Origin of the sequence: Mitsuaria sp. GD03876 (assembly GCF_029840635.1) — a bacterium.
Lineage (GTDB): Bacteria > Pseudomonadota > Gammaproteobacteria > Burkholderiales > Burkholderiaceae_C > Roseateles.
Genome location: NZ_JAOCCU010000026.1, coordinates 36,683 through 54,875 on the forward strand (window position 1 = coordinate 36,683; position 18,193 = coordinate 54,875).

General features: G+C 71.3%; 18 protein-coding genes. 8 read left to right on the plus strand and 10 right to left on the minus strand.

Annotated features, from left to right (window positions below; translation table 11 throughout):
• Positions 1 to 28: 28 nt before the first annotated feature.
• The 3 genes from N5D62_RS16985 to N5D62_RS16995 are packed head-to-tail and all read right to left on the minus strand — an operon-like array spanning position 29 to position 2,618.
• Positions 29 to 1,291 (minus strand): MFS transporter, encoded by a 1,263-nt coding sequence (locus N5D62_RS16985; protein ID WP_279759042.1) that lies wholly within the window; start codon positions 1,289 to 1,291, stop codon positions 29 to 31.
• Positions 1,288 to 2,046, minus strand: coding sequence for an iron-containing redox enzyme family protein (locus tag N5D62_RS16990; RefSeq protein ID WP_279759043.1), 759 nt, complete (start codon positions 2,044 to 2,046; stop codon positions 1,288 to 1,290). Before N5D62_RS16990 ends, N5D62_RS16985 begins: the two co-directional genes overlap by 4 nt.
• A gap of 2 nt (positions 2,047 to 2,048) precedes the next feature.
• Positions 2,049 to 2,618 carry a GNAT family N-acetyltransferase gene (locus N5D62_RS16995; protein ID WP_279759044.1) on the minus strand — a complete coding sequence of 190 codons (570 nt, stop codon included), beginning with the start codon at positions 2,616 to 2,618 and terminating at the stop codon, positions 2,049 to 2,051.
• Between the two features lie 135 nt (positions 2,619 to 2,753).
• On the opposite strand from N5D62_RS16995, the gene N5D62_RS17000 reads away from it, so the two are divergent.
• Positions 2,754 to 3,770 (plus strand): helix-turn-helix domain-containing protein, encoded by a 1,017-nt coding sequence (locus N5D62_RS17000; protein WP_279759045.1) that lies wholly within the window; start codon positions 2,754 to 2,756, stop codon positions 3,768 to 3,770.
• On the opposite strand, the gene N5D62_RS17005 is transcribed toward N5D62_RS17000, so the two are convergent.
• On the minus strand, positions 3,767 to 3,910 hold the full coding sequence (locus N5D62_RS17005; protein WP_279759046.1) for a hypothetical protein: 144 nt from the start codon (positions 3,908 to 3,910) through the stop codon (positions 3,767 to 3,769). The two genes, N5D62_RS17000 and N5D62_RS17005, sit on opposite strands and share 4 nt — an antisense overlap.
• 131 nt (positions 3,911 to 4,041) lie before the next feature.
• On the opposite strand from N5D62_RS17005, the gene nadB reads away from it, so the two are divergent.
• The gene (nadB, locus tag N5D62_RS17010; protein ID WP_279759047.1) at positions 4,042 to 5,655 is read left to right on the plus strand and encodes an L-aspartate oxidase; all 1,614 of its coding nucleotides are present in this window, start codon (positions 4,042 to 4,044) and stop codon (positions 5,653 to 5,655) included.
• Here nadB and N5D62_RS17015 read toward each other — a convergent pair whose 3' ends face one another.
• The 3 genes from N5D62_RS17015 to N5D62_RS17025 all read right to left on the minus strand — a co-directional run bounded on the left by N5D62_RS17015 (position 5,656) and on the right by N5D62_RS17025 (position 8,144).
• Positions 5,656 to 5,946 carry a late competence development ComFB family protein gene (locus N5D62_RS17015; protein WP_279759048.1) on the minus strand — a complete coding sequence of 97 codons (291 nt, stop codon included), beginning with the start codon at positions 5,944 to 5,946 and terminating at the stop codon, positions 5,656 to 5,658.
• A 122-nt stretch (positions 5,947 to 6,068) separates the two neighbouring features.
• A complete protein-coding gene (nadA, locus tag N5D62_RS17020) occupies positions 6,069 to 7,184 on the minus strand; it encodes a quinolinate synthase NadA (protein WP_279759049.1) in 1,116 nt (371 codons plus the stop codon).
• A gap of 12 nt (positions 7,185 to 7,196) precedes the next feature.
• The gene (locus tag N5D62_RS17025; RefSeq protein ID WP_279759050.1) at positions 7,197 to 8,144 is read right to left on the minus strand and encodes a helix-turn-helix transcriptional regulator; all 948 of its coding nucleotides are present in this window, start codon (positions 8,142 to 8,144) and stop codon (positions 7,197 to 7,199) included.
• Positions 8,145 to 8,213: 69 nt separating this feature from the next.
• On the opposite strand from N5D62_RS17025, the gene N5D62_RS17030 reads away from it, so the two are divergent.
• The 6 genes from N5D62_RS17030 to rraA all read left to right on the plus strand — a co-directional run bounded on the left by N5D62_RS17030 (position 8,214) and on the right by rraA (position 13,372).
• Positions 8,214 to 9,467, plus strand: a complete 1,254-nt coding sequence (locus tag N5D62_RS17030; protein ID WP_279759051.1) for an MFS transporter — start codon at positions 8,214 to 8,216, stop codon at positions 9,465 to 9,467.
• A 204-nt stretch (positions 9,468 to 9,671) separates the two neighbouring features.
• Positions 9,672 to 10,145: a type II toxin-antitoxin system antitoxin SocA domain-containing protein gene (locus tag N5D62_RS17035; protein WP_279759052.1), complete on the plus strand. Its 474-nt coding sequence runs from the start codon at positions 9,672 to 9,674 to the stop codon at positions 10,143 to 10,145.
• Positions 10,142 to 10,612 (plus strand): hypothetical protein, encoded by a 471-nt coding sequence (locus N5D62_RS17040; protein WP_279759053.1) that lies wholly within the window; start codon positions 10,142 to 10,144, stop codon positions 10,610 to 10,612. Before N5D62_RS17035 ends, N5D62_RS17040 begins: the two co-directional genes overlap by 4 nt.
• Before the next feature lie 156 nt (positions 10,613 to 10,768).
• A complete protein-coding gene (locus N5D62_RS17045; protein ID WP_279759054.1) occupies positions 10,769 to 12,493 on the plus strand; it encodes a thiamine pyrophosphate-binding protein in 1,725 nt (574 codons plus the stop codon).
• 14 nt (positions 12,494 to 12,507) lie between these two features.
• Positions 12,508 to 12,735 carry an RNA-binding S4 domain-containing protein gene (locus N5D62_RS17050; RefSeq protein WP_279759055.1) on the plus strand — a complete coding sequence of 76 codons (228 nt, stop codon included), beginning with the start codon at positions 12,508 to 12,510 and terminating at the stop codon, positions 12,733 to 12,735.
• 100 nt (positions 12,736 to 12,835) lie between these two features.
• Positions 12,836 to 13,372, plus strand: coding sequence for a ribonuclease E activity regulator RraA (gene rraA, locus N5D62_RS17055; RefSeq protein WP_279759056.1), 537 nt, complete (start codon positions 12,836 to 12,838; stop codon positions 13,370 to 13,372).
• A 24-nt stretch (positions 13,373 to 13,396) separates the two neighbouring features.
• On the opposite strand, the gene N5D62_RS17060 is transcribed toward rraA, so the two are convergent.
• The 3 genes from N5D62_RS17060 to N5D62_RS17070 all read right to left on the minus strand — a co-directional run bounded on the left by N5D62_RS17060 (position 13,397) and on the right by N5D62_RS17070 (position 18,085).
• On the minus strand, positions 13,397 to 14,902 hold the full coding sequence (locus N5D62_RS17060) for a hypothetical protein (protein WP_279759057.1): 1,506 nt from the start codon (positions 14,900 to 14,902) through the stop codon (positions 13,397 to 13,399).
• A gap of 32 nt (positions 14,903 to 14,934) precedes the next feature.
• Complete coding sequence (locus N5D62_RS17065; protein ID WP_279759059.1) at positions 14,935 to 15,654, minus strand: hypothetical protein; 720 nt, start codon at positions 15,652 to 15,654, stop codon at positions 14,935 to 14,937.
• 586 nt (positions 15,655 to 16,240) lie between these two features.
• Entirely contained in the window at positions 16,241 to 18,085 is a 1,845-nt protein-coding gene (locus N5D62_RS17070; protein ID WP_279759060.1) for an EAL domain-containing protein, read from the minus strand.
• Positions 18,086 to 18,193 lie beyond the last annotated feature (108 nt).

An 18,193-nucleotide genomic window follows, 5' to 3' on the forward strand; every position in this document is an offset into this window, starting at 1 on the left:
CTCGCAAGGACTTCAACGGGATCGGGGCTCAGGCGGACGTGCCGTGGAGCGCCGGATGCGGGACGGGCGGTGCGGCGGCATCGCGCAGGAACAGCCAGTTCACCAGGCCGCCCAGCGCGGTCAGCGCCGCCAGCCCGACGATGAAGGGCTGGTAGCTGCCCCACAGGTCGTGGCTGAGCGCGCCCAGCTGCACCGAGGCGAACGCGCCGAGTTGGTGCGCCAGGAACAGGAACCCGAAGGCCTGCCCCTTGATCGCGGCGCCGTAGCGCTCCATGCAGAACATCGAGGTCAGCACGACGGTGCCCAGGTAGGTCGCGCCGAACAGCACGGCGAAGCCCAGCGTTCTCATGTCCTGCGACGCGCCCAGGAGCAGCAGCACCGCGCAGGCCCGCAGCAGGTAGAACGCGCCCAGCAGGCCGCGCTTGGACAGCCGGATCGCCAGCCAGCCGGTCAGCAGGCCGCTGATCAGTTCCAGCACGCCGAGCAGGCTCAGGCTCAGGCCCATCAGCGCGCGCGGCGCGCCCTGGTCCTGCCAGAACGCGACCAGGTGGACATCGATGAAGGCCATGCTGGCGCCGCAGCCCATGAAGCCGATCGCCAGCGCGTAGAAGCCGGGATCGCGCCGCAGCGTGGCCCAGGCGCGCGGCTTGGGCGCGGCGGTGCCGGACGTTGCCGCCGATGCCGGGGCGTCGAGGCCGGCCGCCCGGGACTTGGCCGCGGCGAACCAGGCCAGCCCCGCCAGCGGCAGCGCGAGGAAGGCGCCGGTCAGCACGAAGGTGGTTTCCCACGGCACCTGCGGCGCCAGCCACAGCCAGAACGGCGACAGCACGATGAAGCTGATCGCGGTGCCGTTGGTGACCACCGCGTAGGCCAGGCCGGACTTCTTCTGCTCGAAGAGCCGGTCCACTAGCACGCCCATCGGCACGTAGGTCATCGCCGCCAGTCCGAAGGCCGCCAGCAGCCCGTAGCCGAGGACGAAGACCGGCAGCGAGCGGTCGAACACGCTCGCGCCCGCCAGGGCCGCGCCGGCGGCCAGGCAGCCGATCACCACGGTGCGCAGCGGGCCGTGGCGGTCGCTCAACGCGCCCACCAGCGGCGACACCAGTCCGGTGACCAGCATGAAGACCGAGCCCGACCAGGCGAAGTCCGCGCGACCGCGGCCGAAGTGGGCGGCGAGGTCGGCGAAGTAGACCTGGTAGACGCTCTTGATGCTGGTGGAGAAGAACATCACCAGGAAGCCCACCGCCACGAGGCGGTAGACCAGGCCGCGGCTGGGCAGGGACGCGCTCATGCGGTCACCCCCGTCGCGTCGCGGCGCGCGGCCGGGCGGCAGTACGCGCGGTACATGCCGTCGTACATCGCGTAGAACAGCCGGCAGGTGTGGTCCACCGCGTGCAGCGCCTCCTGCTGCATCTGCTCGGTGGTGCACAGCTCGGCGACCAGGTTCAGTCCCTGCTCGACGTGGCCGACGTCCTCCGCCTGGTGGACGGAGAAGAACAGCAGGTCCTTCTCCGTCAGCCCGTAGGCCTTGCCCAGCAGCTCGTGGCGCGCCTCGCCGGCCTTCACCTCGAGGTTCTGGCCCTCGCTGGCGATCATCACCGCGGCGGCGGCCACGTGGTACCGGGCGCGGTCGCGCACCGCGAGCAGCCGGTACTCGATCAGGTCATGCGTCGCCGGCAGGGGCCGCGCGGCGTCGCGCTGCTCGTCGCCGATGCCCAGCGCGCGGATGAAGTCCTGCATCAGCGTCACGTGGTTGTCCGTCCTGGAGAGCCGGCCGGTCTCCTCCTCGTAGACGTTGATCAGCAGGCCGCGCTTGAACTTGGGCAGGGGGCAGTAGAAGAACAGGTGCTCGACGTAGTCCAGGAAGTGCTTCGTCAGCTGGTAGCCCTGCAGGGCGACCTGGCGCAGCAACTCGATGTCCCGCTTCCGCGGGTCCATCAGCGGCTCGAAGATCGGATGCGACAGCGTCAGGTGGCTGTTGAGCAGCGATCGCAGCTGCTCCTTGAAGACGGCCTTGGGTTGCAGCACGGTGCGGGGTCCTTTCATGGTCAATGGATCGGGGCGCCGTCGACGCGCTGGCGCAGCGATCGCACCGCCTGCGCCATGAAGTGGCCGCGATGGACCGCGCCGTCGGTGCGGGCGTAGTCGTCGAGGACGCCGTAGGTCTCGAAGCCGAAGAACTGCCACAGGCGATGCGCCCGGGTGTTCTCGCGCACGTCGAGCACCAGTTGCTCGACGCCCAGGCGCTCGGCGCGCCGGGTGATCTCCCGGAAGGCGAGCTGCACGAAGCGCAGGCCGCGGAAGTCCGGATGCACGACGCCCTTGGCCAGCTCGGCGCGGTGGCGGCAGTTGGCCATGGCGTTCAGGTGCAGCAGGGCCATGAAGGCGGGCCGGCCGTCGACGTGGCCCAGCAGCAGGTGGGTGCGGCCCGAGGCGAGGCCGTCGCGCAGGCCGGCAATAAACTGGACTTGCTGGTGCGGCGTCAGCGCGCGCTCGTAGCCTAGGGTGCCGCCGTCGGCCACGGTGCTGTTCACCAGTTCCACGATCTGCCCCGCGATGCGGGCATCGATCACCTCGATCCAGTAATAACTGGCGATGAATGGCAGTTCTGTGTGCATGCTTCCTCCTCCCCCGCAATCCTTGTTAAAGCCAGATTAACGAGGGCCCCGCGTGCTGCACAGCAACAAAGGCGCTCAGAACGACAAAAAACCGGACATGATCGGGGAGGGCAAATCCCGAGGAGCCGGCCGGCGATGAAGAGCGTCTATTTCCTGATGATCCCGTCGACGCACCTGCTCGACCTGGCGGGGCCGCTGCAGGTCATCCACTCGGTGGGCGAGGTCGGGGCCGGCACGGTGGAGCTGCGCTGCATCGGGCCGGAGGTCTCGGTCGGCGCGTTCCAGCCGCTGACGCTGACCGACATCCGTCCGTTGCCGCGCGTGTTGCCGCCGGACTCGGTACTGTTCGTCATCGGCAGCAAGCTGACGCCGGCGCTGATGCGTTCGCCCGCGTGGCGCAAGTCGGTCGACTGGCTGGCCCGGCTGCACCGCGACCGGCCCGCTGGGCTGCGGATCTGCGGCGTGTGCTCGGGTACCTTCCTGCTGGCGGATGCCGGCCTGCTGGACGGGCGGCTGTGCACGACGCACCACCGCTTCATCCCGCGGCTGCGCGCGGCGAGCCCGACCGCGACGGTGCTGGAGAACCGCGTGTTCGTCGAGGACGGCGACCTGCTGACCTCGGCGGGGGTGACGTCGGGGATCGACCTGGCGCTGCACCTGGTGTCGCAGGCCTTCGGGGAGGACGTGGCCATCCAGGTCGCGCGGGAGAACGTGGTGAGCTTCCGGCGCTTCGGCGCCGATCCGGCGTTGTCGGCGGCGACGCGCTACCGCTCGCATTGCAACCAGCGCATCCACGCGGTGCAGGACACGATCGCGGGCCGGCTGGACGACCGGGTCACGATCGACGACCTGGCCGCGCAGGCGGGGGTGAGCGGCCGTCATTTGGCCCGGTTGTTCCTGGCGGAGACGGGGGTGAGCATCAAGCAGTACCAGATCGCGCTGCGGATGGACCTGGCGCGACGGCTGATGACGAGTTCGCGGCTGTCGCTGGAGAACATCGCCGCCGCCTGCGGCTACAGCAGCGTGCAGGCCTTCCGCGCGAACTGGAACAAGCACGAGCGGGTGCCGCCCTCGCTGCTGCGCCGGGGCGAGCCGGATCCGCAGCGCCGCGAGGGCGCCGGCGAGACAGCCGGCGCGCGGGTACCCGGTTAGTCCTTCCAGCGATTCAGCAACCAGCGCAGCAGGACGGCGGCCGCGATGCCGCCCAGCATCACGCGCGCACGGTGCGTCGAATTGGCGGCGGCGAGCGCCACCGCGAAGAGGAAGCAGGTGAGGACAAGGTCTCTGTTCATCGCGACGTGGGTGGCCGGGCGTCGGATCGGCGGTTCGATGAGCAGGTGGCCTCGCGGAACCGCCGGGTTCCGTTCTCTCCTTAGAATCCCCGACTCCCAAGCGATGACGCCCCGATGACCGGGCGATGACGATGACAGCAGCTGTTCGGACCGACGCGGCGCGGGCGCCGGTGGTGATCGTGGGTGCCGGCCTGGCCGGATTGACGGTGGCGTTGCACCTGGCGGACCGGGTGCCGGTGATCGTGCTGGCCAAGCGCGAGTTGACCGAGGCCGCCACTGCCTGGGCGCAAGGCGGCATCGTCGGCGTGCTGGGCTCCGACGACAGCATCGACAGTCATGTCCGCGACACGCAGGAAGCCGGCGCCGGCCTCGTCGACGAGGCCACCGCCCGCTACATCGCCGAACGCAGCGCCGAGGCCGTCGGCTGGCTCGTCGACCAGGGCGTGCCCTTCACCCCCGACGAGCAGGGCCCGCTGGGCCTGCACCTGACCCGCGAGGGCGGCCACGCCGTGCGCCGCATCGCCCACGCCGCCGACGCCACCGGCAAGGCGATCCACGACGCGCTGCTGGCCAAGGCCCGCGCGCATCCCAACATCGAGCTGCGCCAGCGCTGGATGGCGCTGGACCTGATCACCTCGCGCCACGTGCAGCGCGAGGAACCGTCGCGCTGCTACGGCGTCTACGCGCTGGACATGGACGCGCAGCGGGTCGAGGCCATCGCCACGCGCGCGGTCGTCATGGCCACCGGCGGCGCCGGCAAGGTCTATCGCTACACGACCAATCCGGACACCTCCACCGGCGACGGCATCGCGATGGCCTGGCGCGCGGGCTGCCGTGTCGCCAACATGGAATTCATCCAGTTCCACCCGACCTGCCTGTACCACCCGCAGGAACGCAGCTTCCTGATCACGGAGGCGCTGCGCGGCGAGGGCGGTCACCTGAAGCTGCCGGACGGCACCCGCTTCATGGCCGCGCACGACGAGCGGCTCGAGCTCGCGCCCCGCGATGTCGTCGCCCGCGCGATCGACTTCGAGATGAAGAAACACGGCCTGGACCATGTGTGGCTCGACGCCACGCACCTGGGCGAGGCCTTCCTGAAGGAACACTTCCCGACGATCCACGCGCGCTGCCTGGCCCTGGGCATCGACATCGCGCGCCAGCCGATCCCGGTCGTGCCCGCCGTCCACTTCACCTGCGGCGGCGTCGTGTCGGACCTGCGCGGCCGCGCCGACCTGCCCGGCCTGCACGCCGTCGGCGAGACCGCCTACACCGGCCTGCACGGCGCGAACCGGCTGGCCAGCAACTCGCTGCTGGAGTGCGTGGTGCTCGGCCGCAGCTGCGCCACCGACATCCTCGAGCAGCCCGAGCCGGACCCCGCGCCGCTGCCCGCCTGGGACGAGAGCCAGGTCGAGGACGCGGACGAGCAGGTCGTCATCGCCCACAACTGGGACGAGCTGCGGCTGCTGATGTGGAACTACGTCGGCATCGTGCGCACGACCAAGCGGCTCGAACGCGCGCTGCACCGCATCGACCTGCTGCGCGCCGAGATCGACGACTACTACGCCAACTTCCGCGTCAGCCGCGACCTGCTGGAGCTGCGCAACCTGGTTGATTGCGCCGAGCTCATCGTGCGTTCGGCGCTGCTGCGGCACGAGAGCCGCGGGCTGCACTACAGCCGCGACTACCCGCGCACGCTGCCGGCCAGCCTGCCCACGGTGCTGGTGCGCAACGGCAACGCGCGCTGATCAGCGCGGCTTGGCCCGCAGCGCCATGCGCGACTGCACGAAGGTGAAGGCGTAGCTGACCGCCTCCTTGATCGCGGCCTCGACGTCCTCGCGCTCCTGCTCGGTCAGGTAGAACGAGTAGTCGACCTCATGCCGGATGTAGCGCGGCGGCAGCCGGTTCAACGCCACGCAGGCGATGTCGGCGAGCAGCTCGCCGTCGTTCTCCGATCCCGGGAGGTGCTCGTGCGCGTACGCCTGCACCGCCGCGATGACTTCGCGTTCGTGATGGTTGTAGAGCGAGGTGAAGTCCATGGGCGCGTCCTGCGGAAGAAGCCGGGATGACCGGGGGTGAACCACAGCATCGCGCGCGGGCGCCCAAATGAAAAGCCCCCGCGGACACTCGTTCACGCGGGGGGCTTCGAGGGACCGGGGACTCAGGCGGCGCCGATGCCCGGCACCAGCGCGCCCGCGGCGTGGGCGGCCTTGCGGGCCTTGAGCTGAGCGGTGAAGTCCAGCATGCGCTCGATGCACGACAGCGCCTGCGCCCGGGTCGGTTCCTCGACGAAGATCTCGCCGGTGCCGCGCTCCAGGCAGTCGACCAGGCCCTGCAGGCCGTTCATCGCCATCCACGGGCAGTGCGCGCAGCTCTTGCAGCTGGCGCTGTTGCCGGCGGTCGGCGCCTCGATCAGCACCTTGTCCGGCGCCAGCTGGCGCATCGCGTGCAGGATGCCGTTGTCGGTGGCGACGACGTATTCGCGGGCCTTGCCCTCGACCACCGCCTTGATCAGCGCCGAGGTCGAGCCCACGACGTCCGCCTGCGCCACGACCGAGGCCGGTGACTCCGGATGGACCAGGATCAGCGCGTCCGGATGCTGCTCGCGCAGCAGTTCCAGCTCCAGGCCCTTGAACTCGTCGTGCACGATGCAGGCGCCGTTCCACATCAGCATGTCGGCGCCGGTCTGCTCCTGGATGTAGCGGCCCAGGTGGCGGTCGGGCGCCCACAGGATCTTCTCGCCGCGGGCCTTGAGCTCGCTGACGATCTCCAGCGCGCAGGAACTCGTGACCATCCAGTCCGCCCGCGCCTTCACCGCCGCGCTGGTGTTGGCGTAGACGACGACCGTGCGGTCCGGATGCGCGTCGCAGAAGGCGGCGAACTCGTCGGCCGGGCAGCCCAGGTCCAGCGAGCAGGTCGCGTCCAGGTCCGGCATCAGCACGCGCTTTTCCGGGCTGAGGATCTTGGCGCTCTCGCCCATGAACTTCACGCCGGCGACGACCAGCGTCTGGGCCGCGTGATCGCGGCCGAAGCGGGCCATTTCGAGCGAATCGGAGACGATGCCGCCGGTTTCCTGCGCGAGGTCCTGCAGGTCGCCGTCGACGTAGTAGTGGGCGACCAGCACGGCCCCCTTGGCCTTGAGCAGTTCGGCCGCGCGGGCCTTGAGCTGTTGGCGCTGGCTGGGCGTCAGCGGTGCCGGCACCTTGGCCCATGCGTGGGCGGTGCAGGTGGCGCCTTGCGCGTCCTGGCGGGCGAAGTCGTAGAGAACCTGTTCCATAGGGCGCGAATTCTAGGTCTGGCCGAAAAACCGGCTCGGCGGCATGCCCACCGTCCGGGTCACCATCGCGGTGAAGGCGCTGGCGCTCGCGTAGCCGAGTTCCGCGGCGATCAACTGCATCGGCTTGCGCTGCGCGGCCAGGCGCAGCGCCTCGGCCAGCAGCGCCTGCTGGCGCCACTGGGCGTAGCTGCTGCCCAGCTCCTGGCGGAAGAGCCGCGAGACGGTGCGCGCGCTGGCGCCGACCTCGGCCGCCCAGTCGTCCAGGCTGGCGTGGCGCATCGGCGCCGCGAGCACCGCCTCGCACAGCCGGCGCAGCCGCTTGTCGGTGGGCAGCGCCACGCCCAGCTGCAGGCTGCGGGCGCGGCCGATCTCGTCCAGGATCAGCCGGCCGATCCAGACCTCGCGCTCGAGCACGGCATCGCCGTTCTGCGGATCGTCCAGCGCCAACTGCACCACCAGCTCGCGCAGCAGCGGCGAGACCTCCAGCACGCGGTTCTCGAGCCAGACCGCGGCGCCGTCACCATCGCCGCCCCGCGTCGCCGGCGGCCGCAGCAGGTAGAGCGTGCGCAGCTCGCAGCGCTCGACGGCGGTGACCGCGTGGACCACGCCGGCCGGGATCCACACGGCGCGCGAGGGCGGGACCAGGAAGGTCGCCCGGTCGGTGCTGACGCGCACCACGCCCGAGACCGAGAACACCAGCTGTCCCCAGGTGTGGAAATGCGCCTGGATGTCCATGTTCCCGTCCATCGAGCGGGACTTGGCGCGCACCGGCCGCTGCTCGCTGGGGGCGTAGCGGCGCGGGTCCAGCGGCGGCACGCTGGCGCGGCCGGGCACGAGGCCGTCGCGAGACGGCACCAGCTTGCGCGGGCGGATCGGCGCGGGACGGCAGGTGGCGCCGGCGGGGCCGGGGGCGGAAGCGGAGGAGGGCGAGGGCGAGGGCGAGGGCGAGGCGCGGGCCATGGCTGGAACTCGACAGAAGTTGTCCGGCTATCGTAATTCCGACGCCGAGGCCCTGTCACCATTCCGGCCATGAACACCGCCACCACCACCGCCGACGGGGCCGGCCTCGCGGCCGGCGCCGCGCAGAGCGCCAAGCAGGACATCCAGACGATCAGCCTGATCGGGCTGGCGCACGGCACCTCGCATTTCTTCCACATGCTGCTGCCGCCGCTGTTCCCGGTGTTCATGAAGGAGTTCGGGCTGAGCTATTCGGAGCTCGGCCTGCTGGTGACGGTCTTCTTCGTCATCTCCGGGGTGGGGCAGGCGCTGTCGGGGTTCCTGGTGGACCGGACCGGCGCGCGGCCGGTGCTGTTCGTGGCGCTGGGCTGCTTCGTGGCGGCCTCGCTGGCGGCGGGCACGGCCCAGGGCTTCGCCGGGCTGGCGCTGGCGGCGGCGCTGGCGGGGCTGGGCAATTCGCCCTTCCACCCGGTGGACTTCACGATCCTCAACAAGCGGGTGTCGCAACAGCGGCTCGGCCATGCGTTCTCGGTGCACGGCATCACCGGCAACCTGGGCTGGGCGGTGGCGCCGGTGCTGCTGATCTCGATCCACCAGGCCACCGGCCAGTGGCGGCTGGGCTACGTGGCGACGGCGGCCTGGGCGCTGTTCGTGATCGCGCTGCTGGCGTTCAAGCGCGACGCGATCGACGACAGCCAGGGGTCCTGGGGCCACGAGAAGGCCGGCGCGGCGAAGGCGCCGGTGGACGAGCATCCGATGGCCTTCCTCAAGCTGCCGTCGGTGTGGCTGTGTTTCTCGTTCTTCTTCTTCAGCACCGCGGCGCTGAGCGCGATCCAGAGCTTCGCCTCGCCGGCGCTGTCGGCGATGTACGGCGTGAGCCTGGCGAGCACCGCCTTCGTGGTGACGGGCTACATGCTGGCGGGCGCGGCGGGGATGATCGTGGGCGGCTTCCTGGTGGCGAAGTCGCAGAACCTGGAGCGCAACATCGCCGGCGCGATGTTCGTGGCGGCGGCGCTGCTGGCGCTGACGGCCACCGGCTGGCTGCCGGCGACGGCGGCGCTGATCGCGGCGGCGACGGCCGGTTTCGGCACCGGCCTGGCAGGCCCGTCGCGCGACATGCTGATCAAGCGCGCGGCGCCGCCCGGGGCGACGGGCCGTGTCTACGGCACGGTGTACTCGGGCCTGGACACCGGCTTCGCGGTCGCCGCGCCGGTCTTCGGCGCGCTGATGGACCGGCATTGGACCAACGGCGTGTTCTTCGGCGCGGCGCTGGCGCTGCTGATGGGCATCGGGGCGGCGAGCCTGGTGCGCGGCGGAAAGCGTTGATCACCCCTGGGGAGGCGCGGGATTCGTGCCTCTCAGTCCGAGGGATCGGATGACTGGGACGAGGAACGTCCGGGTCGAATCAGATGCATCGAGGCCGGTCGTCCGGCCTGTATCGCATCGCGCGCGCAACAGCGCAGCAGCCTTCGTTTGCGACGGAATGGCAGGGGACTAGAGTCGTCGGCTCTGTCCAGGAGCCAACCGGCCATGCCCCATCCCGCCGTCATCGTCGCCAATGCGGTCCTCTATCGCGCGAAGCTCAGGGGCCTGGCCATCAGCCATCTCAAGCTTCAGAAGCTGGTCTTCTTCACGCATGCCTGGCGCCTGGCTGTCCACGGCGTTCCGGCTGTCGACGAGCGTCCCGAGGCGTGGGAGTACGGGCCTGTCTTCAACTCGCTGTACTACCGGCTCAAGGGCAGCGGACACGAGCCGATCACGACGTTCATCCAGTCCGTCGATGTCAGCACCAACGCGTATGCGGCCCTGATGCCATCGCCCGAGGAGAAGGATTTCTGGAGCATCCTCGACCAGGTCATGGACCGGTATGGCCACATGACGCCGTTGGAGTTGTCGACGTTGAGCCACGAGCCGGGCGGCCCGTGGGATCTCGCCAGGCAGGCGAATCAGGCGTTGATCCTGGATGACGCGGTGAGTCAGTTCTACAGGGGCAAGCTCAAGTGATCGAATCGCTCCATACGCCGGCCTTGCCCCTGCCTCATGTCGCGGTTCCGCCGGTGGACACGCCGGCGACGAAGGAGTCGACCAAGTTCGACGATCGCGTGCTGGACTACAAGATCAAGCGCGCGGGCACTTTCGGCGGCCTGGGCGTCGCGGGATGTCTCTACCTGGTCGGCGTGATTGCCATCCTGAAGGTGCTCGGGATCTGGCCATTCGATTGCTCGCCGTTCGTCGAGGTCACGGAAGACTTCTCTCGTGTCCTGGAATGCGCCGTGCCAATGATTGGGGAGAACTCGTGGCATGGATTGGCCGGGGTCATGCTCGCGTTGTTCTCGGTGCCGACAGTGCTGCTGATCTCGATCCTTCGCACGATTTCGCCAAAGCGGGAACCGCTGCCGGACACGCTCTACACCGCCGTGGCCGACAAGCTGTCCGTCGTCCTGGAGCGGTTTTTCGACGCAAGGAAATAGCGCCCGCAAGGCCTGACCCCGACCGACTCGGATCGGGGATCCGACCGCGCGATCCGATGGATCGAGGTCGGTCCCCAGCGGCCGACGCATCCGCGCCGCAACAGGGGACATCGCTCCGGCTTGCATTGACGGGCCTGCTCGCTACAGTCGGCGGCCATGGATCAGCACAGCACCGTCTCCCGTCCCGCCGGTCACGCGCTCGTCGAGGCGCTGATCGAACAAGGCATCACCGATGTCTTCGGCGTTCCCGGCGAAAGCTACCTGGCCGTCCTCGACGGGCTGCATGAGCACCGCGACCGCATCCGCTTCGTGGCCTGCCGGCAGGAAGGCGGCGCCGCCTTCATGGCCGAGGCGCAGGGCAAGCTGACCGGCCGCCCCGGCATCTGCCTCGTCACCCGCGGACCCGGCGCCACCAACGCCAGCATCGGCCTGCACACCGCGTTCCAGGACTCCACGCCGATGATCCTGCTCATCGGCCAGGTCGCCTCCGACCAGCGCGACCGCGAAGCCTTCCAGGAAGTCGACTACCGCCAGATGTTCGGACCCGGCACGCTGGGCATGGCCAAGTGGGTCGGCGAGGTCCACGACCCGCACCGTCTGCCGGAGTACGTCGCCCGCGCCTTCCACACCGCGATGCAGGGACGCCCGGGGCCGGTCGTGTTGGTGCTGCCCGAGGACATGCTGACGCAGCCCACCGACGCGCCGGTGCTGCCGCGCGCCAGGCCGGCCGTGGCCTGGCCGTCGCCGGCGGACCTGCTCGAGCTGCAGGCGCGGCTGGAGGCGGCGCAACGGCCCTTCGTCATCGCCGGCGGCGGCGGCTGGACGCCGCAGGCCTGCGCCGCGCTGCAGGACTTCGCGCACGCCTGGCAACTGCCGGTCGGCTGCGCCTTCCGCTTCCAGGACCTCTACGACAACCGCGACCCGCTGTATGCCGGCGACGTCGGCATCGGCATCAACCCGGCGCTGGCCCGCCGCATCGGCGAGGCCGACCTGGTCCTGGCCATCGGCCCGCGCCTGGGCGAGATGACCACCGGCGGCTACACGCTGCTCAAGGCGCCGCGGCCGGCGCAGCAACTGGTGCACATCCACGCCGGTCCCGAGGAACTGGGCCGCGTCTATGCCGCCGACCAGATGATCCAGGCCAGCATGAGCGGCGCCGCGCTGGCGCTGCAGCAGCTGCGCCCGCCCGGCGGCGCGCAGGAACTGCCCTGGCTCGCCTGGACGCGCGAGGCGCATGCCGACTACCAGCGCAACCAGCAGGCGCTGCCGGTCGGGCCGATGGACCTGGCCGAGGTGATGCACCTGCTGGACCGGCTGCTGCCCGCGGAAACGATCTTCACCAACGGCGCCGGCAACTACAGCGGCTGGCTGCACCGCTTCCACCGCTACACCGCGCTGCACCAGGGCGGTCGCACCCAGCTCGCGCCGACCAGCGGCGCGATGGGCTACGGCTTCCCGGCCGCCGTCGCGGCCAGCCTGCTGCAGCGCGACCGCTGGGTCGTCAACATCGCCGGCGACGGCGACTTCCTGATGACCGGGCAGGAGATGTCCACGGCGATGGCGCAGGGCGCGAAGCGGCTGATCTGCGTGGTCGTCGACAACGGCAGCTACGGCACGATCCGCATGCACCAGGAACGCGAATACCCCGGCCGCGTCAGCGGCAGCGAGCTGCACAACCCGGACTTCGCCGCGCTGGCGCGCGCCTACGGTTGGCAGGCGTTCAGCGCCTCGCGCACCGAGGAGGTCGAGCCCGCGTTGCGCCAGGCGATCGCGACGCAGGTGCCCACGCTGATCCACCTGACGCTGCCGGTGGAGATCTCCACCAGCCGCGCCACGCTGAGCAGCATCCGCGAAGCGGCGCTGAAGCGCCGCGCCGGCTGACGGACAATCCGCGGATGTCCGCATCCGCCATCCCCTTCGCCCTGCGCGGCGACTTCATCGAACTCGACAAGCTGCTCAAGGCCACCGCGCTGACCGGCAGCGGCGGCGAGGCCCGGCACTTCATTTCCGAAGGCCAGGTCCGCGTCGACGGCCAGGTCGAGCTGCGCAAGACCGCCAAGATCCGCGCCGGCCAGGTCGTCGAGTTCAACGGCGAGCGCATCGAGGTCCAGGCTCCGGCCTGAGCCCCGCCGGCCCGCCGGTCCACCGGTCCGCGAGGGCCGGCGCTTCCGCGCCGCGTGTCGCCCTCCGGGACGACCTGCCTCAACTTCAAGGAGTGACCCGATGACCAGCCCCAGCGCCGCCAGCCGAGCCGCGATCCGTTTCTCCACCTGCGACCTCTGCGATTCGCTGAAGGCCGACACCAGCGGCGACACCCGCTGGCTGCCCGGCAGCCGGTACCGGAGCTACGGCGCGCATCCGCGCTTCGCCGGCCCGGTGGCGACGGTGCGCTGCCTGGAGGACAACTCGCAGGTCAAGGCCGCGGTCGAGAGCTTCGGCGCCGGCCGGGTGCTGGTGGTCGACGGCGGCGGCTCGCTGCGGCGTTCGCTGCTGGGCGGCAACCTCGCCGCCAGCGCGGCGAAGAACGGCTGGGCCGGCGTGCTGGTCCACGGCGCGGTGCGCGACCTCGAGGAGCTGCGCGCCGCCGCGATCGGCCTCTTCGCGCTCGGCCACGTGCCGATGCCGACCGAGCGCCGCGAGCAGGGCCTGGCCGATATCCCGGTCCAGGTCGACGGCGTGTGGATCCGCCCGGGCGACTGGCTCTACGCCGACGAGGACGGGATCGTCATCGCGTCCAAGCCGGTGCATCCGGCCGGTTGAGCAAGGCGCCGGCCCGGGCGACGGTCAATCCCGCCGGACCAGCCGGCGCAGGGCCGTGATCAACGGCGAGCCGCGGGTCCTGCCCACCACCCGGCCCTCAGCGTCCACCCAGTCGACATCGAGCAGCCGCGACCGGCACAGGCGCCGGAAGTCGTCGTCCCTGGCCCACTCGCGGGGCGCCGTCACGCGCCGCAGGTGCCGCATCGCGGCCAGGTCCGCGCGGAACGACGGCAGGTGCGCGCGGAGGTCCAGGCCGCCGTCCTTCAGGGCCGACAGGTCCAGCCGATGGACATGCGGGGCGGCGACGCCCCGAGGCAGCCGACCCTGCCGGGTGGCCGCCACCTGCACCGTGGCGCGCGACACCGCCCGAAGGCTCCGCGCGAAGTCCGCCGGCGCCTCCACCGCCTCGCCGTTGACCCGCAGGACCAGCGGCAGCCGGGCCTTGACCAGGCGGCTGCGCGCCAGGAGTTCCGGCGGAGGCAATTCGAGGCGATAGGCGACGTCCTCCCCGACGACGTCCTGGATCGTGACGTGGCGGACCGCGTGGCCGCCTTCGGCCGAGTCCAGCGCCAGGGCCGTCGCCAGGCGGCCATAGCAGCGGCGGACCGGCAGCGTGCCCTCCTGCTGCGCGAGCGCCCAGCAACACAGGTCGTCGATCAGTCGATCCGCGGATCGGGCGCGCGGGCCGCCACCGCCCTGGGCCAGCCGCTTGTCGACGCTGGCCTTCACCGCGTCCAGCAGCAGGCCCAGGTCCTCCCCCCGGGGCTCGCGCGCGGGTCGCCGGCCGACCTCCGCCAGCCGCAGCCCGATGCTCGACAGACGGGGGTAGGGCGCGGGCGACGGCGGCGGGCTGGGCTCGCGCGGCCCCGGCGCCTCGATCGGACGGACGTCCCGGCGCTCCGCGACCGGGCGGTCCGTCCGGGCGGCGGCCGGCGCGGCGTCCGCCGCGATGCCGGCGCGCGGGACCCACACCGGCTCCTGCCATCGGGGATGCGCCGCGGGATTCGTGCGGATGCGCGTGGGCGTCACCGCGCGGAAGGTGGGACGGGGCGACCCGGAACTCGACGCGCAGGAGGAGCGGCTCAGGCTCGGCGACGAGTCGCGGTCCGGGCAGGCGTTCTGAAGCGCACCGGGCAGGCGCCGGCGGGTCATCGGATCGGTCCGGACCAGGCGCGGCCGGAACGTGGGGTTCAGCGCCAGCGCCGCGTCGCCGCCGACGCCTCGCACCGACAGCGATCGCAGATCGGGCAGCGCATACGACAACAGGCGCAAGGAGTCGCTGCTGATGCCGGTGGGCAGGATCAGCGATTCGGCGCGGCGGAAGGGGTCGAGGTCGGAGACGCGCAACTGGTCGAAGAACCCGCCGGGAATCGCGCTGAAGTCGACCTCCGGCGAGGGATCCCGTCCCAGCCGTCGAAACAGCTCGGCGGCCTCGGCCTCGGGGTCGGGCGGGTCCGGCCAGGGGTCGGCGGGGGAAGACAGGGCGCCGGTCGAGGCGCCGACGTGGTGCTGGACGCGATGGTCGTGCATGGGACCCAAGGGATGGGGGGATGACAGGCCGCTCAGGCCGAGGCCGAGCGCATGAACTGCACGGCGCGGGCGATCCGCCCGGGCTTCTTCGTGCTGGCGATCTCCACGCCCTCGTCGAGGACCCAATGCACCCTGAGCTTGCACTGCTGGAGCGTCCTCCCGAGGACGTCGTCGGCGGTGTTCCAGGAGGCCGGTGCGTAGACGTCGGCCAGTTGCGGCATCGCGAAGAGGTCCTTGCGGAACGCGCGGGTGTGATGCCGAAGATCGTCGCCGTCGTCCTCGAGCTTGTTCAGCCACAGGCCGTGGACACGGGGAACGGCCGTCCCATGCGGCAGCTGGCCGAACTGCGTGCGGTCCACGAAGAGCATGGTCCGGTGGCTGGCGCCCAGGCTGGCGGCGAAGGCCCGGGGATCCCGCACGCGATCGTTGTGCACGCGCAGCAGCAAGGGCAGATGGTCCCGGCACAGGCGGGAACGCGCCAGCATGGCCTTGGGCGGCAGGTCGATCAGGTGCCCGGCGTCGCCGCGCGCGTCCTCGATCGTGACGGACCCGTCCTGGCCGCGCTCCGCCTTGTGCAAGGTCAGCGCCGCGTGCAAGCGATCGAGACCCTGGGGTGTCACCACGTCCCCTTCGGTCGCGCCGAGGGCCCAGCGCAGGAGCTCGTCGCTCAGCGAGGTGGCCGGGTCGGAGCCCTTGGCGCCGGACGGGCATTCCGCCTGCCGCAGGGACTCCGCCAGGTAGTCGTCGATCAAGGCGCACAGGCGCTGCTTCGAGTCGTCGCGCGCGATCTCGGATCGAGCCGCGGGTCGCGGCGACGGCGGCGAGGTCGGCGAGGTCGGCGAGGTCGGTGAGATCGGTGAGATCGGTGAGATCGGTGAGATCGGCGATGGCGGCGACGGCGGCCGCGGGCCTGGATGCGCGATGGGTCCCTGCGGAGATGGACCGCGCGTTGGCGCCACGGGGCCGGTGCGGACGGCGCTCGGGGACGGCGCGCGCGCGATCGGCGGCGCGTCCAGGCTCAGTCGGGGCAGGCGCAGGCGAATCGCCTGGAGCCGCGCCAGCGTGTCCTCACGCAGCTGTTTCAGATCGGCAGCGGCCGGCCGGAGCGGCTCGCAGGTCGGTGAGGAGTCGGGGTGGAAAAAGCGCGCGGTGGCGATCTGATGGACGACGGAGGCCATGGGAAGGAAGCCGGGAGCCAAGGAAGGCCGCCTCAGTCTGCGACCGCTCCGGGATGTTCCCGGCTGCCATCGGCCGTGACCGGCCCGCGATCGGCCCGTCACCGGTCCGTGATCGACCCGTCATCGGTCGGGCGCGCCCGCGTCGGCCGGGCGTCGCGCGTCAACCGGGCGCGCGCGGCGCGGCCCACTCGGCCAGCGCCTCGGCCGCCATCGGCCGGCCGAAGAGCCAGCCCTGCGCCGCGTCGCAGCCCATGGCCAGCAGGATCTCGCGCTGGCCGTCGGTCTCCACGCCTTCCGCGACCACGACCAGCCCCAGCGAGCGCCCGATGCCGATCACCGCGCTCGACAACGCGCGGTCGTCCGCGTCGTGCTCCAGGTCGCGCACGAAGCTCTTGTCCAGCTTGAGCTCGGTCACCGGCAGCCGCTTCAGGTAGCTCAGGCTCGAGTAGCCGGTGCCGAAGTCGTCCACCGACACTCCGACGCCCATCTCGTGGAGCTGCTGCAGCTGCTCGCGCGGCCGGCTGGTGTCGTCCAGCATCAGCCGCTCGGTGACCTCCAGCGTCAGGTCGGCGGCGGCCAGGCCGTGACGGGCGATCAAGGCGCGCGCATGCGCGGCGACGTCGTCCTGGTGGAAGCGCTGCGGCGAGACGTTGACCGACAACCCCGGCACGTCGACCCCCTGCGCGCGCCAGGCGGCCAGCTGCGCGCAGCCCTGTTCCAGCACCCAGGCGTCCAGCGCGTTGATCAGGCCGCTTTCCTCGGCCACCGGGATGAAGCGGTCCGGCGGCACCCAGCCGCGCTCGGCGTCGTGCCAGCGCAGCAGCGCCTCGACGCCGACCAGCCGCCGGTCCGACAACCGCACCTTGGGCTGGAAATGCAGCTGCAGCTGGCGATGCGACAGCGCATGGCGCAGCGCCGCCTCGATGTCCAGCCGCTCGTCCAGCGCCTGGTTCATCGCATGCAGGAAGAAGCGCGCGCAGTCGCGGCCGGCGCGCTTGGCCTCGTACATCGCGATGTCGGCGTTCTTGAGCAGCTGGTCCAGGTCCTGGCCGTCCTTGGGGAAGGCGCACACGCCGATGCTGGCGGTCATCTGGACGCGCGCGTGGCTGCCGTCCAGCGGGATCGGCGCCTCCAGCGCCGCGCGCAGCTTGTCGGCGACATGCATCGCGTCCTCGGCGTTGCAGCCGGGCAGCAGCGCGACGAACTCGTCGCCGCCCAGCCGCGCCAGCGAGTCGCTGTCGCGCAGCGCGCCCAGCAGCCGCCCGGAGATGTGCTTGAGCACCTGGTCGCCGACCGCATGGCCGAGCGAGTCGTTGACCGTCTTGAACCGGTCGATGTCCAGCAGCAGCAGCGCCGCCGGCGCGTCGGTGCGCGAGGCCAGCAGCAGCGTCTGGCGCGCGCGGTCGGCCAGCAGCGTGCGGTTGGGCAGGCCGGTGACGCCGTCGAAGTAGGCCAGCCGCTCGATCTCGCGCTGGTGGCGGTCATGCATGAAGGCGATCTGGCACAGCTGGGCGCAGGCCTGCACCATGCGGCGGTGGAAGGGCGCGGCGCCGCGGGGCTCGCGGTAGTACAGCGCGAAGGTGGCCACGACCTGGTCCGCGCCCAGCAGGATCGGCGTCGACCAGCAGGCCGCCAGGCCGTGCGGCAGCGCCAGCGCGCGGAAATCGGCCCACAGCGGATCGGAGGCGATGTCGGTGACCTCGACCGGCTCGCGCCGCCAGGCCGCCGTGCCGCAGGAGCCCGCCTGCGGGCCGATCGAGAAACCCTCCAGCGCGGCGCTGAACGCGGCCGGCAGGCTGGGCGCGGCCAGCGGATGGACGTGGCCGTCGGCGTCCACCGCCAGCACCGAGCAGATCACCTCCGGCGCCAGCGTCTCGACGCCGCGGCACAGCAGGTCCATGACCGCCGCCAGCGGACGGCCCAGCGCGACCGCCTCCAGCACGTTGCGCTGCAAGTGGTCGATGACGGCCTGCTCGTCGGATCTCGTCGCGTGCTGTTCCCGCATCGCTGCTCCCTGTCAACCCGGAAAGCATCGCAGGGAAGGCGCGGCGGTTCAAGTCGGTACTGTGACGAATGGCGCGTTGGCCGCCATGGCATGGGGCCTTGGCGGCAA

Coding starts and splice junctions, on each gene's coding strand:
- N5D62_RS17000 (WP_279759045.1), top strand. CDS start 2,754: ATGAAGAGCGTCTATTTCCTGATGATCCCGTCGACGCACCTGCTCGAC.
- N5D62_RS16990 (WP_279759043.1), bottom strand. CDS start 2,046: ATGAAAGGACCCCGCACCGTGCTGCAACCCAAGGCCGTCTTCAAGGAG.
- N5D62_RS16995 (WP_279759044.1), bottom strand. CDS start 2,618: ATGCACACAGAACTGCCATTCATCGCCAGTTATTACTGGATCGAGGTG.
- N5D62_RS17025 (WP_279759050.1), bottom strand. CDS start 8,144: ATGGCCCGCGCCTCGCCCTCGCCCTCGCCCTCGCCCTCCTCCGCTTCC.
- N5D62_RS17070 (WP_279759060.1), bottom strand. CDS start 18,085: ATGCGGGAACAGCACGCGACGAGATCCGACGAGCAGGCCGTCATCGAC.
- rraA (WP_279759056.1), top strand. CDS start 12,836: ATGACCAGCCCCAGCGCCGCCAGCCGAGCCGCGATCCGTTTCTCCACC.
- N5D62_RS17030 (WP_279759051.1), top strand. CDS start 8,214: ATGAACACCGCCACCACCACCGCCGACGGGGCCGGCCTCGCGGCCGGC.
- N5D62_RS17005 (WP_279759046.1), bottom strand. CDS start 3,910: ATGAACAGAGACCTTGTCCTCACCTGCTTCCTCTTCGCGGTGGCGCTC.
- N5D62_RS17060 (WP_279759057.1), bottom strand. CDS start 14,902: ATGCACGACCATCGCGTCCAGCACCACGTCGGCGCCTCGACCGGCGCC.
- N5D62_RS16985 (WP_279759042.1), bottom strand. CDS start 1,291: ATGAGCGCGTCCCTGCCCAGCCGCGGCCTGGTCTACCGCCTCGTGGCG.
- N5D62_RS17045 (WP_279759054.1), top strand. CDS start 10,769: ATGGATCAGCACAGCACCGTCTCCCGTCCCGCCGGTCACGCGCTCGTC.
- N5D62_RS17050 (WP_279759055.1), top strand. CDS start 12,508: ATGTCCGCATCCGCCATCCCCTTCGCCCTGCGCGGCGACTTCATCGAA.
- nadA (WP_279759049.1), bottom strand. CDS start 7,184: ATGGAACAGGTTCTCTACGACTTCGCCCGCCAGGACGCGCAAGGCGCC.
- N5D62_RS17035 (WP_279759052.1), top strand. CDS start 9,672: ATGCCCCATCCCGCCGTCATCGTCGCCAATGCGGTCCTCTATCGCGCG.
- N5D62_RS17015 (WP_279759048.1), bottom strand. CDS start 5,946: ATGGACTTCACCTCGCTCTACAACCATCACGAACGCGAAGTCATCGCG.
- nadB (WP_279759047.1), top strand. CDS start 4,042: ATGACAGCAGCTGTTCGGACCGACGCGGCGCGGGCGCCGGTGGTGATC.